Genomic DNA, 19,848 nt, shown 5'->3' with positions numbered 1-19,848 from the left:
CGCGGCGCGCGCCTACAGCGTGATCCAGAAGCAGTTGTAGGCGCGGCGCAGGCCGAACGTGGTGTCGGCGGGCGTGGCGCTGTTCTTCAGCGTCTGCACGACGCGCAGTCCGACCGGGCGCTGCCGCTGCGTTGTCGTTTGCGGGTAATAGCCGTCCTGGTTCGCATCGACGACCGCGCCCTCGGCGTCCAGCACCGGCGCGGGAGCGGGCCGGATGGGCACGATGTCGACCAGCGGCCGCCGCACCACCACGTCCAGGCGGTCGAGGATGCGCAACGCGCCGGCATCCGAGGTGCCGGCCCAGTGGTAAACGCCGGCAAGGCGGTTCACGTCGCCGGCCTGGATCGCCGACGACACCTGCATCACCAAGTCGCTGAGCGTGCGCGAACAGCCGCCGCGGTACAGCGCACCGGTCGCGGCCATGGCGGTGGACGCCGAGGGCAGGCGATCCATCGCGCCGACGTCCTCGCAGCGCTTGTCGGTGTAGACCGTGTCGCCGGACATCGTGGTGCAGCGCTGCACGCCCTGCTGCTGCGCCTGCGCGACGGCGGGGCGCAGGCCGCCGCAGACGAGCAGGCAGGCGAGGGCGAAAAAGGGGAGCAAGCGCATGCCGTCAGCCTAATCCGGCCGGCGCGTCCAGGTCATGGCACGCGCGCACGGAATCGGCGGCCGTTCACCTGCCGGACGAACGGAACCGCAGGCCGCTCAGGCCGACCAGCCCAGGCGCGACAGCACGGACTGGGTCGGCCTGGCCAGGTTGAGCGTGTAGAAGTGCAGCGATGGCGCGCCGCCGGCGACGAGGCGTTCGCACAGGCTGGCCACGACGTCCGCGCCGAAGTCGCGGATCGCGTCCGCGTCGTCGCCGAATGCCTGCATGCGCTTGCCGATCCAGCGCGGGATCTCGGCGCCGCAGGCTTCTGAGAAGCGGCGCAGCTGCGAGAAGTTCGAGATCGGCATGATGCCGGGGACGATCGGGATGTCCACGCCGAGCTTGCGCACCGCGTCGACGAAGTGGAAGTACGCGTCGGGGTTGTAGAAGTACTGGGTGATGGCGCCATCGGCGCCGGCATCGACCTTGGCCTTGAAGTGGCGCAGGTCGGTCAGCGCGTCCTCGGCCTGGGGATGCGTTTCCGGGTACGCGCCGACCTCGATATGGAACGTGTCGCCCTGCTCGGCGCGGATGAAGTCGATCAGCTCCGATGCATAGCGCAGGTCGCCCGGATGGCCCATGCCGGAGGGCAGGTCGCCGCGCAGCGCGACGATGCGCTTGCAGCCGAGGGCGCGGTACAGGCGCAGCAGTTCGCGGATTTCCTCGCGGCTGCCGCCGACGCACGACAGATGCGGTGCCGCATCGAAGCGATGGTGCTGGTTGAGGTGGCGGACCGTCTCGGAGGTGTAGCTCAGCGTGGAGCCGCCGGCACCGAAGGTGCACGACACGTACTCGGGCCGGTAGGCCTTCAGCTTGTCCGCGGTGCGGTCGAGTTGCGCGCGCTGCTCATCGGTCTTGGGCGGGTAGAACTCGAAGCTGATGGAAGGCATGGACGGCGCCGTTCGGGTCGAGGCCGCATTGTATCGCTTCATCCGGATGAATGTGTATGGCGGTCCCGCACATCCCGTCACGGCGCCGCCCTCGCGCGCGGCCGCTCCGGGGGCGGGTACCCTGTCGGCCTTCCGTTACCGGCTGCCGCATGAGCATCGTCCTCACTCCGTTCGCCCGGACCCGCCTGTTCCCGTCCGAGCCGCGCCGCAATGCCATCCAGGACTGCACGCCGCAGGCCTTCGAGCAGCGCCTCAACACCGAACCGCCGCTGGCGGTGCTCGATGGCTATGCGCCGTTCTGCCGCCTGCATGTCCACCGCAACTGGACCTCGACCCGGTGCCTGACCGTGCCCATCACCGACGGTAACCGCCACCTGCTGCGGTCGGGCTATGAAGCGCGTTCCTCGTCGGAGCTGCCGGTGCTGGTGCGCTGGTTCGAAGGCGTCGAGCCGCCGGTGGCGGACTACCTGGTGGTGATCCTCTACAGCGCGGCGCAGCTGGCGAAGGAGGGGGCGCCGATCGAGGGCGACTGGGGCGTCGTCGGCTGCCTGTACACGCAGACGCCGGACGAGATCCCGATGGCGCCCATCACGATGATGCGCAATGCGCTGGGCGTGGAGGAGGGCGGATCCGGCGTGCCGCTCGATCCGGCGGCCTACCGGCGCAGCGTCGCGTTCTGGGAGCGCAACGCCAACTGGCGCCCGTAGCGTCGGCTCAATCCGGCGGCAGTGCCGCCAGGGCAAGCCGCAGCTGTACGGCGGGCGGTTCGGCTGCGTCGATCCGCACGACATCGGCTTCGTCCACGGGCGTCTCCAGCGTGGCGAACTGGCTGTCCAGCAGCGACGCCGGCATGTAATGGCCGCGGCGTGCCTGCATACGCGCCGCGATCAGCGCCGCGTCGCCGTGCAGGAACAGGAACCGCATCGGCACGCCCGTGGCGCGCAGCCGCTCACGATGGCGTCGGCGCAGTCCGGAGAAGGCCAGCACCACGCGCTCGTCTGCCGCGACCCGCCGCACCAGGTCATCCGCGATGCGCCGCACCCACGGCGCCCGCATGCGGTCGTTGAGCGGATGACCGTCGGCCATGCGGGCTTTCGCAGCCAGGCTGTGGAAATCGTCGGCATCGAGGAAGGTCGCCGGCCATGCGTCGGCCAGTGCGCGTGCCAGCGTGGTCTTGCCGCTGCCCGACACGCCCATCACCACGACGACGCGCACGCGGTCGCTCACGCAGGCAGTTCCACCCGTACTTGGTACGTGCGGCCGGCCTCGATACCGCGGACGCGGGGTTCGTCCTGCCAGACTCCGTCCAGCGCGACGCGCATCCGGGCCCGCCCGGCCACGCGTTCGATGCTCACCTCGAACACGGCGCCGCGGAACCGGCGGGACACGCGCGCCGACGACCAGTGCGACGGCAGCTGCGGCGCGATCCGCAACGCATCGCCATCACCGCGCAGGCCGAACAGTTCCTCCACCAGACAGCGGTACAGCCATGCCGCGGTGCCGGTGTTGAACAGCTGGCTGGAACGGCCGGCGGTACGCGGATGCAGGCGCCAGGCGCCGCGGTAGTAGTTCGGGACGAATACCGGCAGCTGGCCGCGCTGCAGGCAGTCCTCCGGTGCGGGCGAGGGCAGCATCGCGCGCAGCACCTGCCAGGCGCGGTCGGCATCGCCCACCTGGTACAGGCTGTACAGGTAGAACGCCGCCGCATGGTTGTAGACCGAGCCGTTCTCGGCCGAGCCGGGGAACTTCTGCGTCACCCGTCCCACGTCCTCGCGCATGCGCATGTACGGCGGGTCGTACATCGCCACGCCGTACGGCGACACCAGGTGCGTGTCGACGGCCGCCAGAATGCGCGCGCGCCGGTCGTCGTCCGCCGCGCCACCGAGCAGGGCCCAGCTCTGCGGATTGAGGAAGATGCGGCCTTCGCGATCCGCGCTGACGCCGAAGGCGATGCCGTCGTCGGTGATGCCGCGGCCGTACCAGTCGCCGTCCCACAGATGGGTGTTCATGGCGGCATTGCAGGCGTCCATGCCGCGATGGAACTCGTCCGCCAGCGCCTGTTCGCCGCGCCGGGCGCAGATCGCCGCCCACAGTTTCAGCGCATAGGCGCTGGCCAGCGTCAGCCAGCCGGACACGCCGCGTCCGCGCCAGCCGACCATGTTCATCGGGTCGCACCAGTCGCCCTGGGCGATGTAGCTGAGCCCGCGCGCATCGCGTGCCTGCAGCAGCCAGCGCATGGCGCGGCTGATGCGCTCGGACACCGTCGCGACATGCCCCTCCCGGTCGGTCACGGGCATGTCCAGCAGGGCCTCGTCGCCGGTTTCGTCCAGGTAGGCGCGCAGGCAGACCGGCAGCCAGACCGCGTGGTCGGTGTGCGGAATCTGGTTGATGTATTTCAGCTCGGCGCCGTCCACCAGCAGGATGCCGTCCGGCATCGCGCCCGAGGGTTCCTGCTGCGACAGCGCATGCAGGAAGGCGGCGCGCGCCACCTCGGGCCGCAGGTAGCCCATGCCCATGTGGTCCTGCAGATAGTTGCGCGTCTGCGGATCGGTGGTCAGGCGGTTGACGTCGCCGTGGTAGAACACCTGCCGCGGCAGCCAGTGGTTGGCGAACGCGTCCAGCCAGGGGTCCGGCGTTTCGATGCGCACGCAGCCCGCGCCGGTGTCGATATGCGCGGCGCTACCGGCATGCGCGGTGGCGAATCCATCGGCCGACAGGTGCCGTGCGCGCAGGTGGCGGATTTCGTCGTCGTCGCGCGCAGGCGCGAACAGGAAGCGGTAGTCCTCGACCTCGTCGTCGGCGAGCGCCACGCGGTACTGCAGCACCGCCGTCGGCATTTCATAGGCCGCGTCGCCATCGCGCAGGCGCTCGCCACCGACGATGCCATGCGGCGCAGGCAGCCCGCCTTCGCCCTCGAACTGTGCCTGGTTCGCTTCCCATCCATCCGGCGTGCGCTCGTGCAGCAGCGCGGTGCGGTCCTTGAAATCGCGCTGGCGGAAGTAGTCCTCCACCTTCTGGTAAGGCGCGATGCTGTCGCAGACGATCCCACCCAGGTCGTCGCGGTAGCGGCCGGACTGGTTCATCCACGACATGTAGCCGACCGGGAAGTACGGGTACAGGCTCACGCGTCGCCGCCGGCCCGACCGGTTGCGCACGCGCAATGTCCACAGCTCGGCCACGTCGTCGACCGGCAACACCACGCTCCATTCCACCTCGATCCCGTCGCACTGCACGCGCCACGCGACATCGTGGAGGCCGACGGAGAACGCGAACGCCTCCGGCGCACGGCGTACCGGCTCGTGCGGCACCGAGAACAGCGTGCCGTCCTCCTCGTCCTTCACGTAGCAGAAGCGGCCGGGGTGATGCGCGTAGTACGGCTGCTCCGGCTGCATGAAGGTCTTGGCCTCCAGCGTCGGTGCGTGCGCGTACTTGGCGGGTTCGGGCTGCATGAACTGCGCGGTGGCGAAGCCGCGGCAGTTGAGCTGCAGCAGCATGCGGCGGTTCCAGAGGAAGGTGGACGCGGCCGGCATCGCCGTGGGGCTGGTCAGCACGAAGCGTCGGCCGTCCTCCTCGAAACCGTACGGAACCTCCGTCATGCCGTCGCCTCCCGGCGTGCCCGCAGGTCGGCCTGTACCTGCGCCAGCGTCGCGCCATCCAGCGGATAGAAGCGCATCACCCATGCCGCCAGCAGGGCGACGCCGCCGGGAATGACGGTCAGCAGCAGCACGATGCCGAGCCGCGATGCATCCGACTGCGCTTCGTTGGCCACGTAGCCCATGCCGGCGAGAATCCACGCGATGGTCGCCGAGGCCAGCGCGCCGCCGAGCTTCTGCGAGAAGGTGGCGGCGGCGAAGGTCATCGCGGTGGCGCGGCGGCCGGTCTTCCATTCGGTGTAGTCGGCGCAGTCGGCGTACATCGAGAAGGCCAGCGGCGATTTCGGCCCCAGCATCAGCCCGACCAGCAGGTTGAGCGCGAACATGGTCCACACGGCATCGGCCGGGATGAAGAACATCGCGCCGCTCACCACGCCCACGCCGGCCATCAGCCACGCCATCAGCCGGCGCTTGTCCACGTAGCGGGTCATCAGCGGCGTCAGCCCGGCGCCCACCGCCAGCGCCAGCGCGTACATGCCCAGGAACAGGCCGGTCAGCTCGGGGCGGCCGAGGTGGTACTTCAGGTAATAGGCCAACGAGCCGCCGCGCATCACGATGGTCACCATGATGATCAGCGCCAGCGCGAACAGCACCATCCATGGCCGGTTGTGCAGCAGATCCCTCACGTCCTGGCGCACGGCGCTGGCCTGCTGGGGCGGCGGCGACACGCGTTCGCGCGTGGTCAGGGCCACGGTGACGAAGGCCGCGGTGGCGATCACGCCGTACAGCGATAGCGTCAGCTGCCAGCCCAGCGCCTGATCGCCGCGCCCCAGCCAGCGCACCAGGTCCAGCGTCAGCCAGTTCACCGCCATGGTCCCGGCGAACGCGGCGATGAAACGGAAGCTGATCAGCTGCGTACGGTGCTGGCTGTCAGCGGTGATCACGCCCGACAGCGCGGAATAAGGAATGCTCACCACCGTGTAAGCCAGCATCATCAGCGTGAAGGTCGCATAGGCCCATACCAGCTTCCCGCCTTCACCCAGGTCGGGCACCGTCCACGTCAGCACGCCAGTGAACGCCAGCGGCAACGCGCCGTACAGCAGATAGGGGCGGAACCGGCCCAGCCGGCTGCGGGTGCGATCGGCCAGCGCTCCCATCAACGGGTCGGTGATGGCATCCACGATCTTGGTGACCAGCATCATGGTGCCGACGGCCGCGGCGGCCAGGCCCATCACGTCGGTGTAGAAGATGAGCAGGAACGCCGAGATGTTCGCCCAGTACAGGTTGAAGCCGAAATCGCCGACGCCGTAGCCGATCTTTTCGCCCAACCGGGGTTCCGTCGAGGATAGCGCCTTGTCGGCGGGGTGCGCGGTGCCGTCGCTCCCCTGGTCGCGTTGCATGTCCACTCCCGGTGCTGGTTCGTTGCGTCGCAGCCCCAGGTGCAGGCTTGGGCGACGGCATGGCGGCCAAGCTTGCGATGATCGCGATAGCGAGGCAAGCGCCCAGCGGTATGGAAATGGTTGCGGAGCAATGGCTGCGAAGGACGTTCGCTGCACGGAATGCAGAACGGGCGCCCTGAGGCGCCCGTTCTTTCGTCGCAGTGGAACCGCGTCGATCAGTAGCGGTAGTGGTCCGGCTTGTACGGGCCTTCGACGGCCACGCCCAGGTAGTCGGCCTGTTCCTTGGTGAGCGTGGTCAGCTTCACGCCGATCTTCTCCAGGTGCAGGCGCGCGACTTCCTCGTCCAGCTGCTTCGGCAGGCGGTAGACGGTCTTCTCATACACGTCCTTGTTCGCCCACAGGTCGATCTGCGCCAGCGTCTGGTTGGCGAAGGAGTTCGACATGACGAAGCTCGGGTGGCCGGTGGCGCAGCCCAGGTTCACCAGGCGGCCTTCGGCCAGCAGGAAGATCGCGTTGCCGTTCGGGAACACGAACTTGTCCACCTGCGGCTTGATGTTGATCCGCTTGGCGTCCGAGGCGTACAGCGCATCCACCTGGATCTCGTTGTCGAAGTGGCCGATGTTGCAGACGATGGCCTGGTCCTTCATCGCCTTCATGTGCTCGAGGGTGATGATGTCCTTGTTGCCGGTCGTGGTGACGTAGATGTCGGCCTGGCCCAGGCTGTCCTCGACGGTGTTGACCTCGAAGCCTTCCATCGCCGCCTGCAGCGCGCAGATCGGATCGATCTCGGTGACGATGACGCGGGCACCGTACGCGCGCAGCGAATGCGCCGAACCCTTGCCCACGTCGCCGTAACCGCAGACCACGGCGACCTTGCCGGCCAGCATCACGTCCATCGCGCGCTTCAGGCCGTCGGCCAGCGACTCGCGGCAGCCGTACAGGTTGTCGAACTTGGACTTGGTGACCGAGTCGTTGACGTTGATCGCCGGCACCAGCAGCTTGCCCTGCTCGGCGATCTGGTAGAGGCGGTGCACGCCGGTGGTGGTCTCCTCGGACACGCCCTTCCAGTCCTTGACCACGCGGGTCCAGTAGCCGGGGCGCTCCTTGGCCACGCGCTTCAGCAGGTCCTTGATCACCTGCTCCTCGTGGCTGCCGGAGGCGCTGTTGACCCAGGTGGTGTCGCCCTGTTCCAGCTCGTAGCCCTTGTGGATCAGCAGGGTGACGTCGCCGCCGTCGTCGACCACCAGCTCCGGGCCGGTCAGGGTGCCGTCGGGCAGGGTGAAGGTCAGCGCGTCGAGCGTGCAGTCCCAGTACTCTTCCAGCGTCTCGCCCTTCCAGGCGAACACCGGGGTGCCGGTGGCGGCGATCGCGGCGGCGGCGTGGTCCTGGGTCGAGAAGATGTTGCACGAGGCCCAGCGGACGTCGGCGCCGATGTCCTTCAGCGTCTCGATCAGCACCGCGGTCTGGATGGTCATGTGCAGCGAGCCGGTCACGCGCACGCCCTTCAGCGGCTTGCCGGCGGCGTGCTTGCGGCGGATCGACATCAGGCCGGGCATCTCGTGCTCGGCGATGTCCAGTTCCTTGCGGCCCCAATCGGCCAGCGAGATGTCGGCGACCTTGTAGTCGCCTTCGGTCGAAAACGTGCGTACTGCGTTCATGGCTCTTGCTCCGGTCTGTGCGATCAGGGTCGCAGGGTATCCGGGCGCCGTTGCAGGTTCATTCCGCCGAGCCTGGCCGGACTATGTGGAGACGCTGCACGTCAGGTGCAGGCTCCTGCGGAAAGATCCGCCCATGTCTCGGTCGCAGCGCCCCTCGGCGAAGGGCGGCCATTATATCGCTTGTTCCGGATGAAACGATGACGCCACCGTTCACGTGATCGGGTAGGCTTCGGATTGCTGCCTTGCAGCAGACCAGTCGTCCTCCGCGACCATACCAATCACGGCCAGCCACGAAAGACGGGAACCCGCCGCGCGCATGAACAGCCCCCGCAGCCTGGAATTCGCTCCACCCGATGTCCCCCTGCGTGAAGACGTGCGCCGGCTCGGCGCCCTGGTCGGCGACATGCTGGCCGAACAGGTCGCCCCGGCGTTCCTGGACGAAGTGGAGCGCGTGCGCACCACGGCCATCGCCCGTCGCCAGGCCGGCGAGCCGCCGCAGTCGCTGGCGGGCCTGCTGGAGGGGCGGACGCCGGAGCAGGCGGAGTCGTTGATCCGCGCGTTCAGCACCTACTTCCAGGTGGTCAACATCGCCGAACGCGTCCACCGCATCCGCCGCCGCCGGGACTACCAGCGCGCCGGCAGTGCGCGGCCGCAGCCGGACGGGCTGCACGACACGCTGGCCAAGCTGAAGGCGCAGGGCGTGACGCTGGAGGAACTGGCCGACTGGCTGCCCCGCATCGACGTGGAGCCGGTGTTCACCGCGCACCCGACCGAAGCCGTGCGTCGCGCGCTGCTGGAGAAGGAGCAGCTGATGGTCGCCAGCCTGATCAACGGGCTGGACGGCACGCGCACGCCGGGTGAGCAGGCGACCGACACCGCGCGCTTCCGCATGGCGCTGACCTCGGCCTGGCAGACCTCGGACTCCTCGCCGGTGCGGCCGGGGGTGGAGGACGAGCGCGAGCACGTCGGCTTCTACCTGATCGAGGTGCTCTACCGCGTCATTCCCGTGCTGTACGAAACCCTGGAAAACGCCATCGCCGAGGTGTACGGCGCCGCGCCGCAGGTCACCGCCCACCTGCCGCGGGTGCTGCGCTTCGGCACCTGGGTCGGCGGCGACATGGACGGCAACCCGAACGTCGATGCCGGCACGGTCACCGCCACGCTGGATGCGCAGCGCCGCATGATCCTGACGCGTTATCTGAAGGAACTGCGCCAGCTCACCACGCTGCTCAGCCAGTCCACCTCGGTCATCGGCGTGGCGCCGGAGGTGCTGGCACGGGTCGAGGAGTACCGCGCGCTGTTGCCCGAGGCCGTCAAGAAGTCGCGCCCGCGCCATGGCGACATGCCTTACCGGCTGCTCAACGACCTGATGCGCGCGCGCCTGCAGGCCACGCTGGAAGACCGGCCTGAAGCCTATCCCTCGCCCGATGCGCTGGCGGACGACATCGCGCTGATCCTGCGCAGCCTGGAGGCCAACAAGGGCCTGCACGCCGGCTGGTTCGCCGTGCGCCGGCTGGCATGGCGCGTGCGCACGTTCGGCTTCCACCTGGCGCGGCTGGACGTGCGGCAGGAGTCCAGCGTGCACGCGCGCGCGGTCGCCAGCGCGCTCGGCGACGACGGATGGGAGGAGCGCGACGCCGTCGAGCGCGCGGCCCTGCTCGGCCCCTACGCCAGCGGCGACCAGGTGCTGCCCGCGTCCGAGCGGGAGGGCAACGCGCGCCTCGATGCGGTGTTCCGCGCGCTGGCCGATGCGCGAACGCGCCACGGCACCGAGGCGCTGGGCACCTACATCATCAGCATGGCGCACAGCCGCGCCGACGTGCTCACCGTACTGGCGCTGGCGCGCCGTGGCGGGCTGGTCGACGACGCAGGCCAGGTGCCGCTCGACATCGCGCCGCTGTTCGAGACCATCGACGACCTGGGCCATGGCACCGAGGTGCTGCGCGACCTGCTGGCCGATCCGGTCTACCGCACCCACCTGGCCGCGCGGGGCAACGTGCAGATGGTGATGCTGGGGTATTCCGACAGCGGCAAGGACGGCGGTATCGCCGCCTCGCGCTGGGGGCTGCAGCGTGCGCAGGTGGACCTGGTCGATGCCGCGCAGGAACTCGGCATCAAGCTGACCTTCTTCCATGGTCGCGGCGGCTCCATCATCCGCGGCGGCGGCAAGACCACGCGCGCACTGGAAGCGGCACCACGCGGCAGCGTGGACGGTCGCCTGCGCGTGACCGAGCAGGGCGAAGTGATCCACCGCAAGTACGGCATCCGCGCGCTGGCGCTGCGTTCGCTGGAACAGTCGGTGGGCGCCGTGCTGCTGTCCAGCCTGCGCCCGCGTCCGGCGGAACCGCGCGAGGCGCGCTGGCGCGAGATCATGGCGCTGGTGGCGAGCGAGAGTTCGCGGGCCTATCGCGCCTTCGTGCAGGCGCCGCGCTTCATGGACTATTTCCGCAGCGCCACGCCGATCGACGTGATCGAACGGATGACGCTGGGCTCGCGTCCGTCGCGGCGGCTGGGCCAGGACGCCGCGCTGGGCAACCTGCGTGCGATCCCGTGGGTGTTCGCCTGGAGCCAGGCGCGCGCGGTGATCCCGGGGTGGTATGGCGTCGGCACCGGCCTGCAGGCGGCGGTCGACCACTATGGCGACGAGGCGCTGAAGGAGATGGCCCGCGACTGGCCGTTCTTCAAGACCTTCCTCGACGACGTGTCGATGGTGCTGGCCAAGGGCGACCTGAGCATCGCCGAGATGTACTCGAAGATGTCCGGCGAACTGCACGGCGAGTTCTTCCCGCGCGTCCGCCGCGAGAACGCTCTGGTGCTGCAGTGGGTGCTGGCGCTCAACGGCAACGACTGGCTGCTGCAGCACGACCAGCGCCTCGCGCTGTCGATCCGCCTGCGCAATCCCTACATCGACCCGATCAGCGTGATGCAGGCCGACCTGCTGAAGCGCTGGCGCGACAGCGAGCGCGAGGACGACGCGCTGCTGCACGCGCTGGTCGCCAGCATCAACGGCGTGTCGCAGGGCGTGCAGAACACCGGGTGAGGTGCTGCCTCCTGTTGTAGGAGCGACTGTCAGTCGCGACCGCACGTTGTCCGGTCGCGATGGAACGTGGTGACGAAATTCAGGTTGGCGGGGTCAGCGGATGCGTCGACGTTGGTCGGCCGTCAGGGCGTGCGGTCGCGACTGACGTCGCTCCTACAGTGAAGCCACTGCTTACCCGTCCAGCTCCGACCAGCGCTGGTAGGCGTGGTCCAGTTCGGCCTGCTTCGCGGCCAGTTCGTCGTTCGCGCGCTGCAGGTCGGCGGGCGATTGCTGGTAGTAGGCGGGATCGTTCATCGCCCGGGTGCGCGCGGCGACTTCGCCTTCCAGCGCTTCGATGCGCGAGGGCAGCAGTTCCAGTTCGCGCGCCTCCTTGAAGCCGAGCTTGCGCTTGGCGGCGACGGGTTCCGGCTGCTTCGACAGCGCCGGCTTTACCGTTGTCGTCGCCGTCGCCGTCGTCGCGGACACCGGGCCCGGCGTGCGCCGCTGGCGCAGCCAGTCCGAGTAACCGCCCACGTAGTCGCCCAGGCGGCCTTCGCCTTCCAGCACCAGCGTGCTGGTGACCACGTTGTCGAGGAAGTCGCGGTCGTGGCTGACCAGCAGCAGCGTGCCCTTGTAGTCGAGCAGCAGTTCTTCCAGCAGTTCCAGGGTCTCGACGTCCAGGTCGTTGGTTGGTTCGTCCATCACCAGCAGGTTCGACGCTTGTGCGAACAGCTTGGCCAGCAGCAGGCGGTTGCGCTCGCCACCGGAGAGGCGGGTGATCGGCGCACGGGCGCGTTCGGGCGAGAACAGGAAATCCTGCAGGTAGCCGATGATGTGCTTGCGGCTGCCGTTGATCTCGACGAAGTCGCTGCCTTCGGCCACGTTCTCCAGCGCGGTGCGCGATTCGTCCAGCTGGCTGCGGTGCTGGTCGAAGTAGGCGATCTGCAGGCCGGTGCCCAGCTTCACTTCGCCCTGCTGCGGCGCCAGTTCGCCCAGCAGGATCTTCAAAAGCGTGGATTTGCCGGCGCCGTTGGGACCGATGATGCCGACGCGGTCGCCGCGCATGATGGTCGCCGACACGTCGTCCAGCAGCGTGCGGCCGTCGTAGGCCTGGGTGATGTGCCTGGCCTCGATGACCTTCTTGCCCGACGACTGCGCCGCCGCGGCTTCCATCTTCACGTTGCCGGACAACTCGCGGCGCTGCGCGCGTTCGCGACGCATCGCCTTCAGCGCGGTGACGCGGCCTTCGTTGCGCGTGCGACGCGCCTTGATGCCCTGGCGGATCCACACTTCTTCCTGCGCCAGCAGCTTGTCGAAGCGCGCGTTCTCCTGCGCCTCAGCATGCAATCGCTCTTCGCGACGGCGCAGGTAGTTGTCGTAGTCGCCGGGCCAGCTGGTCAGCTGGCCGCGGTCGATCTCCAGGATGCGCGTCGCCAGCGAGCGCAGAAAGCTGCGGTCATGGGTGACGAACACGATGCTGCCGCCGAAGGACTTGAGGAAGCCTTCCAGCCAGGCGATCGCCTCGATGTCGAGGTGGTTGGTCGGTTCGTCCAGCAGCAGGATGTCGGGATCGCGTACCAGCGCCTGTGCCAGCAGCACGCGGCGCTTCATACCGCCGGACAGCGCGGCGAAGTCGGTCTCTTCGGGCAGCTCCAGCCGCTCCAGCACCTGCTGCACGCGGCGGTCCAGGTCCCAGCCGTTGCGCGCCTCGATCTGCGCCTGCGCATCACCCATCGCGTCCATGTCGCCGTCGTGCAGCGCGTGGTGGTAGCGCGCCAGAAGCTGGCCCAGGTCGCCCAGGCCTTCGGCCACCACGTCGAACACCGTGCCCTGCGTGTCCTGCGGCACTTCCTGCGCCATGCGCGCGACCACCACGCCGTTCTGCACGCGGATCTCGCCGTCGTCCGGTTTCAGCTCGCCGGCCATCAGCCGCATCAGCGTGGATTTGCCCATGCCGTTGCGACCGACGATGCAGACGCGCTCGCCGGGTTCGATGGACAGGTCGACGTGTTCGAGGAGGAGCGGCCCGCCGACGCTGAAGTCGACCCGCTGGAATTGCATGAGGGACATGACATCATTCTAACCTTTGCGGTGCTAGCGTCGCCCGTCGGAATGTCGGCGCGCGCCTTGCTGCCGGTCGGCACGGTGTATCCGGTGTGGAAGGAGTGATGCAACGCATGCGATCCCTGGTGCGGGTGTTCGGAATGGTGTCGGTCGTGGCCGCGATGGCCGGGTGCGGCCGCAGCGGCGACATGGAGGAGGGGCGGGGCGTGCCGGCCCCCGTGGCAGATCCGCCCGCGGTCGCTCCGGAGGCGGGGGATCCGGGAGTGCCCGTATTTCCCGCCATCCCGATGATCGTGGTGCCGGACATCGTCGGGATAACGCCTGCGCAGCGCCGCCTGGAAGCCTCGATGCAGGACATCATCGACCCCATTGCCGGGATCAGTGTGCGGCCGGCCACCTGTTCCACCGACGGCGCGCTGGTCAACGACGCCGGCATCACCAGTGTGGACGGACAAGGCAACCTCGTGCGCAATGGCGACGAGGGCATCTTCCGCATCGACGCGGATGGCAGCGGCACCGCCAACTATGGTGGCGGCATCGTCACGGTGAACGCCGATGGCAGCGGAACCATCAACGGCAGTGGGGAAGACGGTGCCGATGACGCCATCATCACCGTGCAGGCCGACGGTTCCGGCAGCTACAACGGGCGCTACGGCATCATCGTCCTGGACGGCAAGGGCGCCGGCAGCTGGAACGGCGACCACGGCATCATCCGCAACAACGGCGACGGCTCCGGCACCTGGAACGGCCCGCAGGGCATCGTCAGCATCGACAAGGACGGCTCGGGCACCTGGAACGGCCCGCATGGGCTGGTGGTGAACAACGGCGACGGCACCGGCCGCGTCGGGACGCCCGGGCGCGCGGTACGCATGCCGCCGATACCGAACGTGGCGCCTGCGGGACGCTTCCCGCCGCTCAAGAAGTTCGCGCCGCCCGGCGCACCCTGCGGTTTTGTTATTACGCTCAGCGACAGCGTGCTGTTCGACTTCGACAAGTCCGACATCCGGCCGGACGCGGCCAAGGTGCTGGATACGCTGGCGGCCGCCCTGCAGCAGGTGGACGCGCGGGCCATGGAGGTGCGCGGGCACACCGATGCCAAGGGCAGCGACGCCTACAACCAGTCGCTGTCCGAGCGGCGTGCAGGATCGGTGGTGGACGCGCTGCGCCAGCGCGGCGCGGCACCGCAGGCCGATGCCCGCGGCTATGGCGAAACGCAGCCGGTCGCGCCGAACGAACTGCGGGGCAAGGACAACCCGTCCGGGCGCCAGCTCAACCGTCGCGTCGAAATTTTCGTGCGTACCTGAGCACGCCGCGGCGTGCAGCGCGCCGGGCGCCACCGACGACCGAGGCGTGGAGGGACGACGACGAACAGGCGAGGAGCACTGGCCTGCGTGCTGCTGGCGTTCTCCGCCGGCGCAGCGGCCGGTGATTTCGGCATCGACGACGACGTCGAGCGCGTGCCGGCGGCCAGGGTGTCCGTTGCGTCCTGCGCTGCCGCGGTCAAACGCGGCGCCGACGCCGCAGGTTATGTCACCCGCACCCAGCGGGACCGGGGCACGCTGGCCATGCATGTCTCCGGGCCCGCGGCGATGGCAAGGCGCTGGTCGCCTACTGCATAGCGGGCGCGATGACCGTGTGGGTGGTGCAGGCCCTGGACTACACCGGTCCGGGCGGCCACGCCTCCGCGAAGGTCAGGCAGCGCGTGACGGATGAACTGCGGCGCGCCGCACGCCTGGAGAAGTAGCGCCGCATCGGACCGTGCTGGCGCGTGCGGGCTTCAGGCTCCGGGGGTCCTGCGATCCGTGAGCAGGGCCGCGTGCCGTTGCTCCATTTCCTCGCGCAGCTCGCGTCGCAGCCGCGCGGCGGCGAAGCGGCGGATCTCGTCCGGTGTGGACGGCTCCAGCGGGGGCACCGGGGTCGTGCGGCCGTCATCATCGACCGCGACCATCGTGAAGAAGCAGCTGTTGGCGTGGCGCACGCTCTGCTTGCGGATGTCCTCGGCCACCACCTTGATGCCGATTTCCATGGACGACGTACCGGTGTGGTTCACCGAAGCCAGGAAGGTCACCAGTTCGCCCACGTTGATGGCTTGGCGGAACATCACCTGGTCCACCGACAGCGTGACCACATACTGGCCGGCGTAGCGGCTGGCGCAGGCGTAGGCCACCTGGTCGAGCAGCTTGAGGATCGCGCCGCCGTGGACCTTGCCGGAGAAGTTGGCCATGTCCGGGGTCATCAGCACGGTCATGGAAAGCTGGTGGGGCTTGAGGGCGTGCATGGTCGGTCCCGGCAGGGTGGTGGTGTGGAGGCTAATGGATTCGGCGGGCGTTGGAGAGATCGAGGTTTCAAGCCCCTCTCCCTCCGGGAGAGGGGTTGGGGTGAGGGGCGGGGCGCCGCGATGGTTGGGGTGGTTGCCTTGCAGCTTGAAGACTGACCCACCGCATTGGTTGTTCTTGGATCGGAAAAGCAGAACGGGCCGCTTGGGGGCGGCCCGTTCTGCTCAAGCAATCGCAATGGCGGCGACAGCGAAGGCGCTGGATCCCCGCTTTCGCGGGGATGACGGTTTGGCAAAGGCGCCTGCGCTTGCGCAGGCGCGCCAAACCGTCACTTGATCTTCGCGTCCTTCCTCAGCGCTTCGGCGCGGTCGGTCTTCTCCCAGGAGAAGGCGGTCGCGGTGTGCTTCTTGCCGGCGCCGTCGGTGTAGCTGATCTCCTTCGGCTTGCGGCCGAAGTGGCCGTAGCTGGCGGTCGGCTGGTAGATCGGGTGCTCCAGGTCCAGCATCTTCGTGATGCCGTACGGGCGCAGGTCGAAGTGCTTGCGGATCAGCTTTTCGATCAGGTCGTCGCCGACCTTGCCGGTGCCGAAGGTGGTGACCGAGATCGAGGTCGGCTCGGCCACGCCGATGGCGTAGGAGACCTGCACTTCGCACTTGTCGGCCAGGCCGGCGGCCACGATGTTCTTGGCCACGTAGCGCGCGGCGTAGGCGGCCGAACGGTCGACCTTCGACGGATCCTTGCCCGAGAACGCGCCGCCGCCGTGACGGGCCATGCCGCCGTAGCTGTCGACGATGATCTTGCGGCCGGTCAGGCCGCAGTCGCCCACCGGGCCGCCGATCACGAACTTGCCCGTCGGGTTGATGTGCACCTTGTTCTTCGGCAGCGCGTCCAGCCACTTCTTCGGCAGCACCGGTACCAGGATCTCGGCGCGCACGGCTTCGATCAGGTCCTTCTGCTTGATGTCCGGATCGTGCTGGGTCGACAGCACCACCGCGTCGAGGCCGAGGATGCTGTTGCCGTCGTAGCGCAGGGTGACCTGCGACTTGGCGTCCGGGCGCAGCCACTTCAGCTTGCCCTTCTTGCGCACCTTGGCCTGCTGTTCCACCAGGCGGTGGCTGTAGTACAGCGGGGCGGGCATGAATTCCGGCGCCTCGTTGCAGGCGTAGCCGAACATCAGGCCCTGGTCGCCCGCACCCTGTTCTTCCGGCTTCTTGCGGTCCACGCCCTGGTTGATGTCCGGCGACTGCTTGCCGAGCATGTTGATGATGGCGCAGGTGTGGCCGTCGAAGCCGACGTCCGAATTGTCGTAGCCGATGTCGTTGATGACCTTGCGCGCCAGCGCCTCGATGTCGACCCACGCGGTGGTGGTGACTTCGCCGGCCACGATGGCGGCGCCCGTCTTCACCAGCGTCTCGCAGGCCACGCGCGCGCGCTTGTCCTGGGCCAGGATCGCGTCCAGCACGGCATCGGAAATCTGGTCGGCGATCTTGTCCGGATGGCCTTCGGAGACCGATTCGGAGGTGAACAGGTAGCTGGACATCGGGCTTATATCCTTTGATTCGGATGAAAAGATGGGCGCGCATGATACACGCCGCAGGGGGTGTGTGCATTCTGCGTCGTTCAGGCGCGCGGCGGGTTAAGCCCGGATCACGACCCGCTGTCACCGGATTGCCAGAAAACCGCAACGGCGCTGTCGCCGGCCGCGCGCAGGCTGCGCGGCGAAACCCCGCCGCCGGCCCCTGCCATGCATCCGCTGGAACGCCAGATCGCCGAACGTTATCCCCACTGGTTCCGCGGCCGTCGTGCCCGGCTGACCCAGCCGCTGCTGCGCACGCTGGGGCGCTGGTCGAAGCTCGACCAGGCCTATGCCTTCCTCGCCGACCACGGTCACCTGAAAGGGCTGGCGTTCGTCGACGCGGCGATCGATCACCTCAACCTGCGCCCGACGGTCGAGCCCGAGGGCGAGCGCCGCATTCCCGCCCAGGGTCGCTTGCTGATCGTCGCCAACCATCCGTCCGGCGCGCTGGACGCCCTGGCGTTGCTGCAGCTGGTCGGCCGCGTGCGCCGCGACGTGCGGATCGTGGCGAACGACGTCCTGATGGACATCGCGCCGCTGGCGGAACTGCTGCTGCCGGTGCGCATCCTGGGCGGTGCGCCGGGCGCGGACGGCGTGCGCGCCATCGAACGGGCGCTGGAAGCCGAGCAGTGCGTGATCGTGTTCCCGGCCGGCGAGGTGTCGCGGCTGGGTCCGCGTGGCGTGCGCGATACGCGCTGGCGCCGGGGCTTCCTGCGCTTCGCGCGGGCGACCGGCGCGCCGGTGTTGCCGATCCGGGTACAGGCGCGCAATTCGCCCCTGTTCTACGGGGCCTCCGCGCTGTTCAAGCCGGCCGGTACGGCGCTGCTGGCGCGCGAGATGTTCCGCCGCAGCCAGCGGCGCCTGCACCTGCATGTCGGCCAGGTGATGCGCGTGGATGCGCAAGAAGCGCCGTCGACGGCGATCGCGCGGGTGCGCTCGGCGCTGTACGCCCTCGGACGACCGGCGAAGTCAGCCTCGCCGGCGGCCGGCGAAACGGCGGAACCGTTGGTGGATGCGCTGGCGCCGGACGTACTGGCCGCCTGCATCGGCACGCTCGACGTGCTGGGCGAGACCACCGACGGCAAGCGCATCTGCGTGGGCCGGCTGGCGGGCGGCTCGCCGCTGCTGCGCGAGATCGGTCGGCTGCGCGAGCTGACGTTCCGCGCGGTGGGCGAGGGCACCGGCAAGCGCATGGACGTGGATGCCTTCGACACCTGGTACGAGCACATCGTGCTGTGGGACGCGGCGCAGCGGAAGATCGCCGGCGCCTACCGCATCGCCCGTGGCGCACCGGTGCTGGCCGCGCAGGGGCTGAAGGGGCTCTACACCGCGTCGCTGTTCGACTACGCCGACGACGCGCTGCCGCGGCTGGCCGCCGGCATGGAACTGGGGCGCAGCTTCGTGGTGCCGGAGTATTGGGGCGGCCGCAGCATCGACTATCTGTGGCAGGGCATCGGCGCCTACCTGCGCCGGCATCCGCGCGTGCGCTACCTGTTCGGCGCGGTGTCGATGAGTGCCGCGCTGCCGCTGGATGCGCGCGAGCAGATCGTCGCCTACTACGCGCACTACTACGGCGACCCGAGCGGCGAGGCGCGGTCGCGCCATCCGTTCCGCTACACGGCGACGCCGCCGTGCTTCGATGCGCTGGATGCCGATACCGCCTTCCGCGTACTCAAGACGAACCTCGACACGCTGGGCGCGACCGTGCCGATGCTCTACAAGCAGTACACCGACCTGTGCGAACCCGGCGGCGCGCGCTTCCTCGCGTTCGGCGTCGATCCGGACTTCAGCGACTCCATCGATGGCCTGATCGAGGTGGACCTGCACCGCATCAGGCCACGCAAGCGGGAGCGTTACCTCGGCGATGCGTGGCGCCCGGTGGAGGCGGCGGCATGAGCCCGCGGACCGCGCAGTCGTCGATGCGGCGCGCGGTCTTCGTCTCCGACGTCCATCTGGGGTCCAAGCATTGCCATGCGGCCGAGTTCGCCGATTTCCTGGCCGGCCTGCGGTGCAGGCGGCTCTACCTGGTCGGCGACATCGTGGACCTGTGGTGGATGGCGCAGCGTCGTGCTTCCTGGGACGCCGCCCACAACCGTGTGGTGGAAGCGCTGCACGCTCTAGCGCGCAACGGCACCGAGCTGATCTATGTGCCCGGCAACCATGACCGTCCGGTCCGCCGCTTCTGCGGCCTGATGCTGCCGGCGATGCAGGTACGCCGCCGCGCCATCCACACCACGCTGGACGGCCGCCGCCTGCTGGTCACGCACGGCGACGACTACGACGGCATCACCCACTTCGGCGGGCTGCAGGAAAAGTTCGGCGACTGGCTGTACTACCGCATCCTCACCGGCAACCGCCTGACCAGCCGCTTGCGCCGCCGCCTCGGCCTGCGCTACTGGTCGCTGGCCGAATACCTCAAACGCCAGAGCGACGCCGCCGAGCGCTACATCGGCCGGTTCGTGCAGGCAGGCCTGGACGATGCCCGTCGTCGCGGCCTGGACGGCATCGTCTGCGGCCATATCCATCGTGCTGCTCTGCTGCAACGCGATGGCTTGCTGTACGCCAACGATGGCGACTGGGTCGAGAGCCTGACCGCGCTCAGCGAAGAAGCAGACGGCACCCTGTGCCTGCTGTCGCATACCGGCAAGGTGCTGGGCGAAGTGGCGGCCCGGCTGCGGCGGGTGCCGCAGGATGCGCAACGCGCTGCGTGAGCAGAGCCTCCG

Annotated in this window: 14 protein-coding genes, 1 pseudogene and 1 riboswitch; of the genes and pseudogenes, 6 read left to right on the top strand and 9 right to left on the bottom strand. The window is 68.9% G+C overall.

What is annotated here, in order from left to right:
* Positions 1-12 precede the first annotated feature (12 nt).
* Together VGN58_RS13515 and metF are read right to left on the bottom strand one after the other, a co-directional pair.
* On the bottom strand, positions 13-609 hold the full coding sequence (locus VGN58_RS13515; RefSeq protein WP_327483714.1) for a hypothetical protein: 597 nt from the start codon (positions 607-609) through the stop codon (positions 13-15).
* A 96-nt stretch (positions 610-705) separates the two neighbouring features.
* Complete coding sequence (gene metF / locus VGN58_RS13510; RefSeq protein WP_327483713.1) at positions 706-1,539, bottom strand: methylenetetrahydrofolate reductase [NAD(P)H]; 834 nt, start codon at positions 1,537-1,539, stop codon at positions 706-708.
* 149 nt (positions 1,540-1,688) lie between these two features.
* Here metF and VGN58_RS13505 point away from each other — a divergent pair, with 149 nt between their 5' ends.
* Entirely contained in the window at positions 1,689-2,246 is a 558-nt protein-coding gene (locus VGN58_RS13505) for a DUF3228 family protein (RefSeq protein ID WP_327483712.1), read from the top strand.
* A gap of 7 nt (positions 2,247-2,253) precedes the next feature.
* Here VGN58_RS13505 and VGN58_RS13500 read toward each other — a convergent pair whose 3' ends face one another.
* From VGN58_RS13500 to ahcY, 4 genes are all read right to left on the bottom strand, one after another.
* Positions 2,254-2,736 carry a gluconokinase, GntK/IdnK-type gene (locus VGN58_RS13500; protein WP_327484663.1) on the bottom strand — a complete coding sequence of 161 codons (483 nt, stop codon included), beginning with the start codon at positions 2,734-2,736 and terminating at the stop codon, positions 2,254-2,256.
* Positions 2,737-2,762: 26 nt separating this feature from the next.
* Complete coding sequence (locus VGN58_RS13495; protein ID WP_327483711.1) at positions 2,763-5,135, bottom strand: GH36-type glycosyl hydrolase domain-containing protein; 2,373 nt, start codon at positions 5,133-5,135, stop codon at positions 2,763-2,765.
* Positions 5,132-6,532 carry an MFS transporter gene (locus tag VGN58_RS13490; RefSeq protein WP_327483710.1) on the bottom strand — a complete coding sequence of 467 codons (1,401 nt, stop codon included), beginning with the start codon at positions 6,530-6,532 and terminating at the stop codon, positions 5,132-5,134. The genes VGN58_RS13495 and VGN58_RS13490 overlap by 4 nt, the downstream gene beginning before the upstream one ends.
* A 215-nt stretch (positions 6,533-6,747) precedes the next feature.
* Positions 6,748-8,190 (bottom strand): adenosylhomocysteinase, encoded by a 1,443-nt coding sequence (ahcY, locus tag VGN58_RS13485; RefSeq protein WP_327483709.1) that lies wholly within the window; start codon positions 8,188-8,190, stop codon positions 6,748-6,750.
* Positions 8,191-8,225: 35 nt separating this feature from the next.
* A riboswitch (S-adenosyl-L-homocysteine riboswitch) is annotated at positions 8,226-8,352 on the bottom strand.
* Between the two features lie 154 nt (positions 8,353-8,506).
* Here ahcY and ppc point away from each other — a divergent pair.
* The gene (gene ppc, locus VGN58_RS13480; protein ID WP_327483708.1) at positions 8,507-11,230 is read left to right on the top strand and encodes a phosphoenolpyruvate carboxylase; all 2,724 of its coding nucleotides are present in this window, start codon (positions 8,507-8,509) and stop codon (positions 11,228-11,230) included.
* Between the two features lie 171 nt (positions 11,231-11,401).
* Here ppc and VGN58_RS13475 read toward each other — a convergent pair whose 3' ends face one another.
* A complete protein-coding gene (locus VGN58_RS13475) occupies positions 11,402-13,279 on the bottom strand; it encodes an ATP-binding cassette domain-containing protein (RefSeq protein ID WP_327483707.1) in 1,878 nt (625 codons plus the stop codon).
* A gap of 107 nt (positions 13,280-13,386) precedes the next feature.
* On the opposite strand from VGN58_RS13475, the gene VGN58_RS13470 reads away from it, so the two are divergent.
* Together VGN58_RS13470 and VGN58_RS18360 are read left to right on the top strand one after the other, a co-directional pair.
* Complete coding sequence (locus tag VGN58_RS13470) at positions 13,387-14,577, top strand: OmpA family protein (RefSeq protein ID WP_414710794.1); 1,191 nt, start codon at positions 13,387-13,389, stop codon at positions 14,575-14,577.
* Between the two features lie 12 nt (positions 14,578-14,589).
* Positions 14,590-15,017, top strand: a pseudogene (locus VGN58_RS18360) (DUF6180 family protein).
* A 33-nt stretch (positions 15,018-15,050) separates the two neighbouring features.
* Here VGN58_RS18360 and VGN58_RS13455 read toward each other — a convergent pair.
* Positions 15,051-15,551 carry an acyl-CoA thioesterase gene (locus VGN58_RS13455; protein ID WP_327483704.1) on the bottom strand — a complete coding sequence of 167 codons (501 nt, stop codon included), beginning with the start codon at positions 15,549-15,551 and terminating at the stop codon, positions 15,051-15,053.
* A gap of 326 nt (positions 15,552-15,877) precedes the next feature.
* Positions 15,878-17,089 carry a methionine adenosyltransferase gene (gene metK / locus VGN58_RS13450; protein ID WP_327483703.1) on the bottom strand — a complete coding sequence of 404 codons (1,212 nt, stop codon included), beginning with the start codon at positions 17,087-17,089 and terminating at the stop codon, positions 15,878-15,880.
* A gap of 204 nt (positions 17,090-17,293) precedes the next feature.
* Between metK and VGN58_RS13445 the strand changes: the two genes are divergently transcribed.
* Together VGN58_RS13445 and VGN58_RS13440 are read left to right on the top strand one after the other, a co-directional pair.
* Positions 17,294-19,021, top strand: a complete 1,728-nt coding sequence (locus VGN58_RS13445) for a lysophospholipid acyltransferase family protein (protein WP_327483702.1) — start codon at positions 17,294-17,296, stop codon at positions 19,019-19,021.
* On the top strand, positions 19,018-19,836 hold the full coding sequence (locus tag VGN58_RS13440) for a UDP-2,3-diacylglucosamine diphosphatase (RefSeq protein WP_327483701.1): 819 nt from the start codon (positions 19,018-19,020) through the stop codon (positions 19,834-19,836). The genes VGN58_RS13445 and VGN58_RS13440 overlap by 4 nt, the downstream gene beginning before the upstream one ends.
* The last annotated feature ends 12 nt before the right edge of the window (positions 19,837-19,848 follow it).

The sequence above is a fragment of the Pseudoxanthomonas sp. genome (assembly GCF_035999195.1).
Lineage (GTDB): Bacteria > Pseudomonadota > Gammaproteobacteria > Xanthomonadales > Xanthomonadaceae > Pseudoxanthomonas_A.
Note: the sequence above shows the minus strand (reverse complement) of the source record. Positions and strands in the feature narration are given on the sequence as shown.

What these genes read in the sequence shown, in the direction of transcription:
- VGN58_RS13515 (WP_327483714.1), bottom strand. Translation starts at nt 609, where the DNA reads ATGCGCTTGCTCCCCTTTTTCGCCCTCGCCTGCCTGCTCGTCTGCGGC.
- metF (WP_327483713.1), bottom strand. Translation starts at nt 1,539, where the DNA reads ATGCCTTCCATCAGCTTCGAGTTCTACCCGCCCAAGACCGATGAGCAG.
- VGN58_RS13505 (WP_327483712.1), top strand. Translation starts at nt 1,689, where the DNA reads ATGAGCATCGTCCTCACTCCGTTCGCCCGGACCCGCCTGTTCCCGTCC.
- VGN58_RS13500 (WP_327484663.1), bottom strand. Translation starts at nt 2,736, where the DNA reads ATGGGCGTGTCGGGCAGCGGCAAGACCACGCTGGCACGCGCACTGGCC.
- VGN58_RS13495 (WP_327483711.1), bottom strand. Translation starts at nt 5,135, where the DNA reads ATGACGGAGGTTCCGTACGGTTTCGAGGAGGACGGCCGACGCTTCGTG.
- VGN58_RS13490 (WP_327483710.1), bottom strand. Translation starts at nt 6,532, where the DNA reads ATGCAACGCGACCAGGGGAGCGACGGCACCGCGCACCCCGCCGACAAG.
- ahcY (WP_327483709.1), bottom strand. Translation starts at nt 8,190, where the DNA reads ATGAACGCAGTACGCACGTTTTCGACCGAAGGCGACTACAAGGTCGCC.
- ppc (WP_327483708.1), top strand. Translation starts at nt 8,507, where the DNA reads ATGAACAGCCCCCGCAGCCTGGAATTCGCTCCACCCGATGTCCCCCTG.
- VGN58_RS13475 (WP_327483707.1), bottom strand. Translation starts at nt 13,279, where the DNA reads ATGTCCCTCATGCAATTCCAGCGGGTCGACTTCAGCGTCGGCGGGCCG.
- VGN58_RS13470 (WP_414710794.1), top strand. Translation starts at nt 13,387, where the DNA reads ATGCGATCCCTGGTGCGGGTGTTCGGAATGGTGTCGGTCGTGGCCGCG.
- VGN58_RS13455 (WP_327483704.1), bottom strand. Translation starts at nt 15,551, where the DNA reads ATGCACGCCCTCAAGCCCCACCAGCTTTCCATGACCGTGCTGATGACC.
- metK (WP_327483703.1), bottom strand. Translation starts at nt 17,089, where the DNA reads ATGTCCAGCTACCTGTTCACCTCCGAATCGGTCTCCGAAGGCCATCCG.
- VGN58_RS13445 (WP_327483702.1), top strand. Translation starts at nt 17,294, where the DNA reads ATGCATCCGCTGGAACGCCAGATCGCCGAACGTTATCCCCACTGGTTC.
- VGN58_RS13440 (WP_327483701.1), top strand. Translation starts at nt 19,018, where the DNA reads ATGAGCCCGCGGACCGCGCAGTCGTCGATGCGGCGCGCGGTCTTCGTC.